This window comes from Mycobacterium talmoniae, assembly GCF_001854525.1.
GTDB classification, from domain to species: Bacteria; Actinomycetota; Actinomycetes; order Mycobacteriales; family Mycobacteriaceae; genus Mycobacterium; species Mycobacterium talmoniae.
The window spans coordinates 1-1,887 of record NZ_MLQM01000320.1 but is presented as its reverse complement, the minus strand read 5'-3'; the positions used below and the strand labels follow the sequence as shown (position 1 = coordinate 1,887).

The following is a 1,887-nucleotide window of genomic DNA, read 5'->3' as shown; positions in this document are numbered from 1 at the left end:
CTCCAGGGTCGCGGTGATCTGGGTGGCCAGCTCCCGGGTGGGTGCCAACACCAGGCCCGTCGGTCGGCTGGGCCGGCGTGGGGTGTCGGCGAGCCGGGTCACCAGCGGCAGCGAAAACGCCAGCGTCTTGCCGCTGCCGGTCTTGCCGCGGCCCAGCACGTCGCGGCCCGCGAGACTGTCCGGCAGGGTCGCGACCTGGATGGGAAACGGGCTGGTGATGCCGCGCTCGGCGAGCACCCGCACCAGCGGCCCGGGCACGCCGAGGTCAGCGAAGGATGAAGTTGTGGTCATGTGGGGCATGCCTTTCCGGCATCGGTTGCCCGCATCGCCGCGACGACGGCGTCCGGCGGATGAGAGCACAAGGTGGCGAGATTGCCGGTGGGCAAAATCGATCGCCGCGAGAAGAGCTTGTGCGGATGCAGCGCACCGGTCCGCGGTTGGGGCCGAACGGGTGACTAAGCGTTCCACGACGTATTGGCGCCATCGGTGACGCCAACGTTGCCGCTCAGCCTACCGACCCACCGCGAGCAGACGCAAAATCGCACGTTCGAGGCCCGAATCGTGCGATTTTGCTGGGGGTACCTCCCGCTTGCGGGGGACTGCTCGCGGCCACCCGACGAGGGCCCGTGATTACGCATCGCCAGGCGGGCGGCGGGCCCGCCAACCCGGCCGGTGTGTGAAAGCTAGGACACCTCAACGCTTTTTCGGGTGCAGCGAGGCTTCCACCGCTGAGGGATGCTCCGCCTTGGCGCGCTTGGCGGCGCGCTTTTCCTTCAGCGACTTGCCGGGCTTTTTCGACGTGATGTGCCGGGGCGACTTGTCAGACACGGCGGACCCCCTCATAGGCCTGGTTGGTCCCGATCCACCGAGCCTACGCTCGCGTTCGCCGAGCGGCCGGTCGCGAGCAGACACAGATTCGCACGTTCGGGCACCGAATCGTGCGAATCTGTGTCTGCTCGCGGCCCACCCGGCGGGTCAGAACGTGGCGAACTCGCGGACGCTGGCGGCCAGCGCCGCGGGCACCCGGGCCTTGACCCGGGTGCCGCCGGCGCCGTGCTCGGTGGCGTCCACCCGGCCCTCGTTGTGCAGCCGGGCCACCAGATCGCCGCGGTCATAGGGGATGGTCACGTCGACGGTGGTGTCGGTGGAGGCCACCAGCTCCCCCATCCGCTGCCGCAGCCGGTCCACCCCGTCGCCGGTGTGCGCCGACACGAACACCGCCTCGGGCAGCGCCCGGCGCAGCTGCGCCAACGCCAAATCCCCGGCGGCGTCAATCTTGTTGACCACCAACAGTTCCGGCACCGACTGATGCCCGACGCCGTCGTACTCGGCGATCACCTCGCGCACCACCTGGCGCACGGCGTCGATCTGGGCCAGCGGGTTGGCGTCGGCGCCGTCCACCACGTGCACCAGCAGGTCGGCGTCGGCGACCTCCTCCAGGGTGGAGCGGAACGCCTCGACCAGCTGGGTGGGCAGGTGCCGCACGAACCCGACGGTGTCGGTCAGCACGAACGGCCGGTCGTCGTCGAACTGCCCGCGCCGGGTGGTGGGTTCCAGCGTCGCGAACAGCGCATCCTGCACCAGCACCCCGGCCCCGGTCAGCGCGTTGAGCAGGCTGGACTTGCCGGCGTTGGTGTAGCCGACGATCGCGATCGAGGCCACGTCGCTGGCCCGCCGGCGGCTGCGCTGGGTGTCGCGGACCTGCTTCATCGCCTTGATGTCGCGGCGCAGCTTGGCCATCCGCTCCCGGATGCGGCGACGGTCGGTTTCGATTTTGGTCTCGCCGGGCCCGCGCAGCCCCACCCCGCCGCCGCTGCCGCCGGCGCGGCCACCGGCCTGCCGCGACATCGACTCACCCCAGCCCCGCAGCCGCGGCAGCATGTACTC

Annotated in this window: 3 protein-coding genes; all 3 read right to left on the bottom strand. The window is 70.7% G+C overall.

Annotation, left to right across the window (positions count from 1 at the left end; all coding sequences use genetic code 11):
• Nucleotides 1-468 (bottom strand): DEAD/DEAH box helicase (locus BKN37_RS30490; RefSeq protein ID WP_423212849.1); only part of this gene is annotated, 468 nt, incomplete at its 3' end.
• A 225-nt stretch (nt 469-693) separates the two neighbouring features.
• Complete coding sequence (locus BKN37_RS30245; protein WP_095407231.1) at nt 694-828, bottom strand: hypothetical protein; 135 nt, start codon at nt 826-828, stop codon at nt 694-696.
• 147 nt (nt 829-975) lie between these two features.
• Nucleotides 976-1,887 (bottom strand): GTPase HflX (hflX, locus tag BKN37_RS27010; RefSeq protein ID WP_071030358.1); only part of this gene is annotated, 912 nt, incomplete at its 5' end.